Here is a 6,885-nt window from a genome sequence, read left to right on the forward strand (position 1 = left end):
CGCCCCCGCCGCCCCCGCCGCCTCCCGCCGGCGCCTGACGGGACGGCCGGACTCCGTCTACGCGCAGGCGATGCTCGCCAACGTCCTCAACCCGAAGGCGGCTTCCGTCTACCTGACCCTGGTGCCCCAGTTCATCGCACCGCACCGGTCCTTCGGCGGCCAGATCCTCACGCTGGCCACCGCCCACGCGCTGCTGATCGCGGTCTGGCTCCTCGCCTGGACCTTCCTCGTCCGGCGGGCGTCGCGGGCCCTGCGCAAACCCCGCTACGAGCAGCCGGCCGTCAGGACCACGTCGGCGGTGCTCGTCGCTCTCGGCATCCGGAGCGCGGTCGCGTAGGCCGATGCCGGCAACTCCGTATCCGCCCGGGGACCGTGGGCCGGGGCGGAACGCAGACCGCCCCCGTCCGGCAGGGGGGGTGCCGGACAGGGGCGGGGTTCTGGGCGGGACGCGGCCGGCCCGGTCGTGGTGACCGAGGGGCGGCCGGCGTCCCGGAGGGCGTCAGCCCTGGTGGGGGTAGGTGTACTCGGTCGGCGGGACCAGCGTCTCCTTGATGGCGCGGGTCAGCGTCCAGCGCTGCAGGTTCTGCGGGGCGCCGGCCTTGTCGTTCGTACCCGAGGCGCGGCCGCCGCCGAAGGGCTGCTGGCCGACGACGGCACCGGTCGACTTGTCGTTGATGTAGAAGTTGCCCGCCGCGTAGCGGAGCTTCTCCATCGTGTGGGCCGCTGCGGCGCGGTCGCCCGCGATGACGGAACCGGTCAGGGCGTAGTCGGAGACCGACTCCATCTGGTCCAGCATCGCGTCGTACTGGTCGTCCTCGTACACGTGGACAGCGAGGATCGGGCCGAAGTACTCGGTCGTGAAGACCTCGTTCTCCGGGTCGGTGCACTCGATGACGGTCGGGCGGACGAAGTAGCCCACCGAGTCGTCGTAGGTGCCGCCCGCGACGATCGTGCACGTCGGGTCGGCGGCGGCGCGGTCGATGGCGGCCTTGTTCTTCGCGAACGAGCGGTCGTCGATGACGGCGCCCATGAAGTGCGACAGGTCGGTGACGTCGCCCATGGTGATGGCGTCGACCTCGGCCGCGAACTTCTCCTTGAAACCGGAGTTCCAGATGGAGGCCGGGACGTAGGCGCGCGAGGACGCCGAGCACTTCTGGCCCTGGTACTCGAAGGAGCCGCGGGTCAGCGCGGTCTTCAGGACGGCCTGGTCGGCCGACGGGTGGGCGACGACGAAGTCCTTGCCACCGGTCTCGCCGACGAGCCGCGGGTAGGTGCGGTAGTTGGCGATGTTGTTGCCGACCGTCTTCCACAGGTGCTGGAAGGTGGGGGTCGAGCCGGTGAAGTGGATTCCGGCCAGGTCGCGGTGGTTCAGCGCGACCTCGGAGACGGCGATGCCGTCGCCGGTGACCAGGTTGATGACGCCCTTGGGCAGACCGGCCTCTTCCAGGAGCTGCATCAGCAGCACGGCGGCGTGGGTCTGCGTCGGGGACGGCTTCCACACGACGACGTTGCCCATGAGCGCCGGGGCGGTCGGCAGGTTGCCCGCGATGGCGGTGAAGTTGAAGGGCGTGATCGCGTAGACGAAGCCCTCCAGCGGGCGGTGGTCCATGCGGTTCCACACGCCGGTGGAGTTGGCCGGCGGCTGCTCGGCGAGGATCTGGCGCGCGTAGTGCACGTTGAAGCGCCAGAAGTCGACGAGCTCGCAGGGGGTGTCGATCTCGGCCTGCTGGGCGGTCTTGCCCTGGCCGAGCATCGTGGAGGCGGCCATCGTCTCGCGCCACGGGCCGGAGAGCAGCTCGGCGGCGCGCAGGATGATCGCGGCGCGGTCGTCGAAGGCCATCGCGCGCCAGGCCGGGGCGGCGGCGAGCGCGGCGTCGATCGCGTCCTGGGCGTCCTGCTCGGTGGCTCCGGCGAAGGTGCCGATGACGGCGCGGTGGTTGTGCGGCTGCACGACGTCGACGCGGGCGCCGCCGCCCATCCGCTTCTCGCCACCGATGGTCATCGGGAGGTCGATCGGGTTCTCGCCGAGCTCCTTGAGCTTCGCCTCCAGGCGGGCGCGCTCGGGGGAACCCGGGGCGTAGGAGTGGACCGGCTCGTTGACCGGCGCGGGGACCTGGGTGACAGCATCCATGAGTGCCTTGTCTCCTTGGTTCGTCGGGGTGGGGGGCGGGAGCCGGACTCAGCCCTTGGTGAGGATGGAGCGCGCGAAGAAGAGGAGGTTGGCCGGCTTCTCCGCGAGGCGGCGCATGAAGTAGCCGTACCAGTCGGTGCCGTACGCGGTGTAGACACGCATGCGGTGGCCCTCCGCGGCGAGGCGGACGTGCTCGTCGCTGCGGATGCCGTAGAGCATCTGGAACTCGTACTCGTCCAGCTTGCGGCCGGCCTGACGGCCGAGTTCCTGGGCGATGGCGACGAGACGCGGGTCGTGCGACCCGATCATCGGGTAGCCGTCGCCCTCCATGAGGATCTTCATGATGCGGACGTACGCCTTGTCGATCTCGGCCTTGTCCTGGTACGCGACGGAGGCGGGCTCCTTGTACGCACCCTTCACGATACGCACGCGGCTGCCCGCGGCGGCGAGGCGGCGGGCGTCGTCCTCGGTGCGGAACAGGTAAGCCTGGATCACGCAACCGGTCTGCGGGAAGTCCTTGCGCAGTTCCTCGTGGATGGCGAACATCGAGTCGAGGGTGGTGTGGTCCTCGGCGTCCAGGGTGACCGTGGTGCCGATGGCCGCGGCGGCCTCGACGACGGGGCGGACGTTGGCGAGGGCCAGCTCGTGGCCGTTCTCCAGCGCCTGGCCGAACATCGAGAGCTTGACGGACATCTCGGCCTTGGTGCCGAAGCCCAGGTCCTTCAGGCGTCCGACCAGCTCCAGGTAGGCGTCGCGCGCGGCAGCGGCCTCGGCGGGCGTGGTGATGTCCTCGCCGACCACGTCGAGGGTGAGCTCCAGGCCCTTCCCGACGGATTCCTGGACGACCGGGAGGACGTGGTCGACGTTCTCACCGGCGATGAAGCGGTCGACGACCTGCTTGGTGCCGGGCGCGGCCGAGATGAACCGGCGCATCCGGTCGCTGCGCGACGCGGCGAGAATCACGGGACCCAGCACGGGCACCTCCACGAAAGTACTGATGGACGACGGGACGACTGCGGGGACGGCCGCATGCCCTGGAGCCGGACGAAAGGCTTCGTACCGGTCCGGACCATGACAGCACGGAGAACCACGGTGAAATCTATGGATTGCACCGAACGTGTGCCATCGACAGCTGTCACGCATCCGCGCCCGCCACCTCATACATCTGTCTGAAGGGTGCGAGAATGGCGGGATGAAAGGCGACTATCAGGAACTCGTCGACGAGATCTCCGGACTGCTGAGCGCGCCCGCCACCCTGGAGAACCGCGACTTCGGCCTGATCGCCTTCGGCGTGCACGACAGCGACGACGACACCGCCATGGACCCGGTCCGTACCCGGTCGATCCTGACCCGCCGCTCCACGGCGGCGGTCCGCACCTTCTTCGAGGGCTTCGGCATCACCCGTGCCACCGGGCCGGTCCGCATCCCGGCGGGTCCGGAAGCCGGGGTGCACCTCAGCCGGATCTGCCTCCCGGTACGCCACCGGGGTGTGGTGCTCGGTTACGTCTGGCTGCTGGACACGGTCCCCGGCCCGACCGACGATCGGCTGGCGGCAGCCATGGACGTGGCGGACCGGATCGGGGCGCTCCTCGCCGACGAGGCCCGGGCGGGCGCGGACCTCTCCCGCGAGCTGGGCGCGGCCCTCACGGCGGGGCACGGCTGGCAGCGGGACATGGCGCTGACCGCGCTCCGGGAGGCGTTGGGCGCGGACGCCGACGGGCTGCACGCGGTGGTCTGCGTCTCCCCGTGGGCGGCGGACGACACCCCGTCGGCGCGGACGGTCCCCTCCGCGGCGGCGCTCACGGTGGTCGCCCCGCCGGCCGGGCACGACGCGCTCTGCCTGGCGGCGCTCGTACGGCTGCGCTCCCCGGACGCCCCCGGCCCGGCGGACACGGCGGCCGAGCGGCTGCGTACCGCGGCGGGCCGGGACGCGACCGCGGGGGTGGCCGTCCCGCGCCGGGGTCTGGGCGAGCTGGCCGACGCCTGGCACGAGGCGGTGTCGGCGGCCCGAGCGGCGGCGGCCGAACCCCGGCTCGGCCCGGTCGCCCGGTGGTCCGGCATCGGCTCGTACCGCCTGCTGACCGCCCTGCCCCACGCCCCCGCGGGCCCCGACCCCTCGGTGGTCGCACTGCTGGCACCGGTCCACGCGGAGCTGGCCCGTACGGCGGAGACCTTCCTCGACTTCGCGGGGCAGGCGAGCCGGACCGCGGCCGAGCTGGGCATCCACCGCCAGACCCTGTACTACCGGCTCTCCCGGGTCCAGCAGCTCACCGGGCTCGACCTCGGCAGCGGCGAGGACCGGCTGCTGCTCCACATGGCGCTGAAGCGCGCCCGGCTATGAGCGGGGCCGGCTCCGAGCGCGCCGGCTCCGAGCGGGTCGGCTCCGAGCGGGGTCGGCGCTGAGCGCCGCCGCCGGGAGCGTCCGCCGGATCAGTCGCCCTGGCCCACCTCGGCGACGGGCACGACGCTGACCAGCGCGACCATCACCAGGGGTGCGTCCCCGTCGCTGTGGCCGACGCTCACCCCCACCCAACGGTCCCGGCCGGGCAGCGGCCCCCAGACGCGGAGGTCGCCGTAGCAGTCCTCGCCGAGCAGGGCCGCGTGGAGCGGGGGCAGGGGCGCTCCCGCCTGGCGCCGGAACAGCGCGGTGTGCATCGCCACCCGGTTGTGCGGCCCCCACCGTGCGTCCAATTCCCCCACGAGCGCTTCGAGTCGGCGTTGTGCGGCGGTTTCCGCGCCGGTCCAGTCGCTCCCGTACACGCCGGTGAGAGCGTCACCCTCCCAGAGCGGGACGATCCGGAACCCCTCCCCGGTGGTGGCCCGCCACTCCCCCGTCCCGGGGTCCCCTTCGCCGACGGTGGGCCCCGCCACGGGTACGGGCCCCGCCGCCAGCGCCGCCACCTCGGCCACGGCCCGCCCGGGGTCGAAGGTCTCCCCGGCGCGGACGCTCACAGCACGGCCCGGTCGAGCGGACGGGGCAGCGGCCTGAGCGCGCCGGCCGCGCTCAGCACGCCGTACGCCTCGACCGCCTCAGCCGTTCCGCCCAGGGCGAGCAGCACGCCTCCGCCGGGCAACTCCTCCCGCCCCGCCCCGAGTCCGGCCGGGACCAGGGCCGCCCGGGCGGGCGAGAGGTAGCCGTACCTACCGACGACCGGGTCACCGACCGTGTAACCGGCCTCGTCCTCGAGGACGTCGAGAAGGTCGTCGTCACTGACGTCACCGAAGTCCGGGCCCCACACGCGCGCGAGGGCGGCGAGCAGCTCCGCCTCGGGCACGTCCGCTCCGTCCGGCGCGTCGATGGCCACCACCACGGACTGGAGCAGGAACTCCGTTGAACCGCCCGCCAGTCCACTGATCTCCACCCGGACTCCGTTGGCCGGTGCGGCGATCAGCCGGAGCCCGGTGCCGACCCGGTCGGACCAGTCGTCGGCGGTACGCGCCTCGCGCAGGACCTCCGCCAGCGGCTCCCGCCCCGGGGTGAGCGGGGCGTCGTCCGCGCCGGACGCCCGGACGCGCCGCCATGCCCAGTCGGACCCGGTCGCCTCACCCAGGAGCGTGGCGACCTGCCGGAGCATCAGCTCCCAACGCCCGGACAGCTCTTCGACGGACTCCACCCGAGGGCCCCAGAAGCCCCGCACCACACGCCGCATCCGCTTCCTCCGTCGCCCGAGTGCACGTCTCTTGGGTCAGCAGACTAAGGGCTGTGCCGCACCTCCCGGTCGATCGGTGCGCGGCGTCGGGTGCGGTGCTTCCCGAGGTGGAAGAGCGTCCGCACACCGGCCGGGGCTTTCGGCGAAGGCGGCTCCCGAACGGGAGAGCCGGACTACGAAACCGCGCCACCCCACAGAAACTCATAATAATTTCCGATTTCCCAGATATCGCAAACTCCCTCGATCCGGACATTCAAGATCGCATTCCAGTCGCACAGTCCGGACAAGATTGCCCTGCACAACAATCTCGCGAGATCATCTTTTGCGCACACGCGGGTCGAACTGGACAGGAATCCACCGAAGAATCCCCGCCACCGGACAGAACCATCCCCGTGTCCCGTGAATCGAATTCCCGGTTCCCCACACGAATAGAAAGAGCAAACCGTGATCTCGACAATGAAGAAGGCGGCGCGTACGGCGTTCGTGGCATGCGCCGCGACGGCCATGCTCGCCGTCGTCCTGCCTGGTAACGCCTACGCCATCGACCACATCCCCTGCCGTGCCGGAGAGAATTTTCTGAAGATCTGGTCGCACGACAGTTTTGGAAGCACCAGCGTCGACTGCTACGCGAACCGCGGCAGGACCTCCTTCGGCGGCTGGTGGGTCGACAAGATTTCCACGGGGAACAACGACCTGATCTACAGCGATGCGAACGGCGATTCGGTGAAGATCGAGCGTTGGCACGAAATCACCTTCCCGAACCGACCCCCGAAGGTCGACGCCATCGAAATCCTGTAACGCATCGGACCGTCACCCGCAAACGTCCTTCACCACAGAGGCCTGTCACCCAGAGGCCTGGCACCGCGAGGGTCCGTCATCCACAGAGGTCCGTCATCACTCGTGAAGGCCTGTCACCCATGAAGGTCCGTCACCCATGAAGGCCTGTCCCCCATGAAGGTCCGTCACCCATGAAGGTCCGTCGCCCATGGGGGCCGGGAGCTCTGCCACCTCCGGGACATCGTCCGCCACCCTGGCGTGGACGTCGGAGGACATGACCGACCGGCGAGGACGAGCGGGTCACCGCCCGCGTGGCCGGCGCGGCCT

Annotated in this window: 7 protein-coding genes; 3 read left to right on the forward strand and 4 right to left on the reverse strand. The window is 71.1% G+C overall.

Features of this window, described 5'->3' with window-relative positions; translation table 11 throughout:
- Positions 1-337: LysE family translocator (locus ACFWEP_RS29355; RefSeq protein ID WP_387374502.1), on the forward strand; the 337-nt coding region annotated here is incomplete at its 5' end.
- 162 nt (positions 338-499) lie between these two features.
- On the opposite strand, the gene pruA is transcribed toward ACFWEP_RS29355, so the two are convergent.
- Both pruA and ACFWEP_RS29365 read right to left on the reverse strand, forming a co-directional pair.
- Complete coding sequence (gene pruA / locus ACFWEP_RS29360) at positions 500-2,131, reverse strand: L-glutamate gamma-semialdehyde dehydrogenase (RefSeq protein ID WP_387374504.1); 1,632 nt, start codon at positions 2,129-2,131, stop codon at positions 500-502.
- Positions 2,132-2,179: 48 nt separating this feature from the next.
- On the reverse strand, positions 2,180-3,106 hold the full coding sequence (locus ACFWEP_RS29365; protein ID WP_387374506.1) for a proline dehydrogenase family protein: 927 nt from the start codon (positions 3,104-3,106) through the stop codon (positions 2,180-2,182).
- A 217-nt stretch (positions 3,107-3,323) separates the two neighbouring features.
- Here ACFWEP_RS29365 and ACFWEP_RS29370 point away from each other — a divergent pair, with 217 nt between their 5' ends.
- Entirely contained in the window at positions 3,324-4,472 is a 1,149-nt protein-coding gene (locus tag ACFWEP_RS29370) for a PucR family transcriptional regulator (RefSeq protein ID WP_387374508.1), read from the forward strand.
- Positions 4,473-4,561: 89 nt separating this feature from the next.
- Here ACFWEP_RS29370 and ACFWEP_RS29375 read toward each other — a convergent pair whose 3' ends face one another.
- Both ACFWEP_RS29375 and ACFWEP_RS29380 read right to left on the reverse strand, forming a co-directional pair.
- Positions 4,562-5,083 (reverse strand): hypothetical protein, encoded by a 522-nt coding sequence (locus ACFWEP_RS29375; RefSeq protein WP_387374509.1) that lies wholly within the window; start codon positions 5,081-5,083, stop codon positions 4,562-4,564.
- Positions 5,080-5,781: a hypothetical protein gene (locus tag ACFWEP_RS29380; RefSeq protein WP_387374511.1), complete on the reverse strand. Its 702-nt coding sequence runs from the start codon at positions 5,779-5,781 to the stop codon at positions 5,080-5,082. Before ACFWEP_RS29380 ends, ACFWEP_RS29375 begins: the two co-directional genes overlap by 4 nt.
- A gap of 456 nt (positions 5,782-6,237) precedes the next feature.
- On the opposite strand from ACFWEP_RS29380, the gene ACFWEP_RS29385 reads away from it, so the two are divergent.
- Positions 6,238-6,579 carry a beta/gamma crystallin domain-containing protein gene (locus ACFWEP_RS29385; protein WP_387374513.1) on the forward strand — a complete coding sequence of 114 codons (342 nt, stop codon included), beginning with the start codon at positions 6,238-6,240 and terminating at the stop codon, positions 6,577-6,579.
- Positions 6,580-6,885 lie beyond the last annotated feature (306 nt).

This window comes from Streptomyces sp. NPDC060198, assembly GCF_042728415.1.
Lineage (GTDB): Bacteria > Actinomycetota > Actinomycetes > Streptomycetales > Streptomycetaceae > Streptomyces.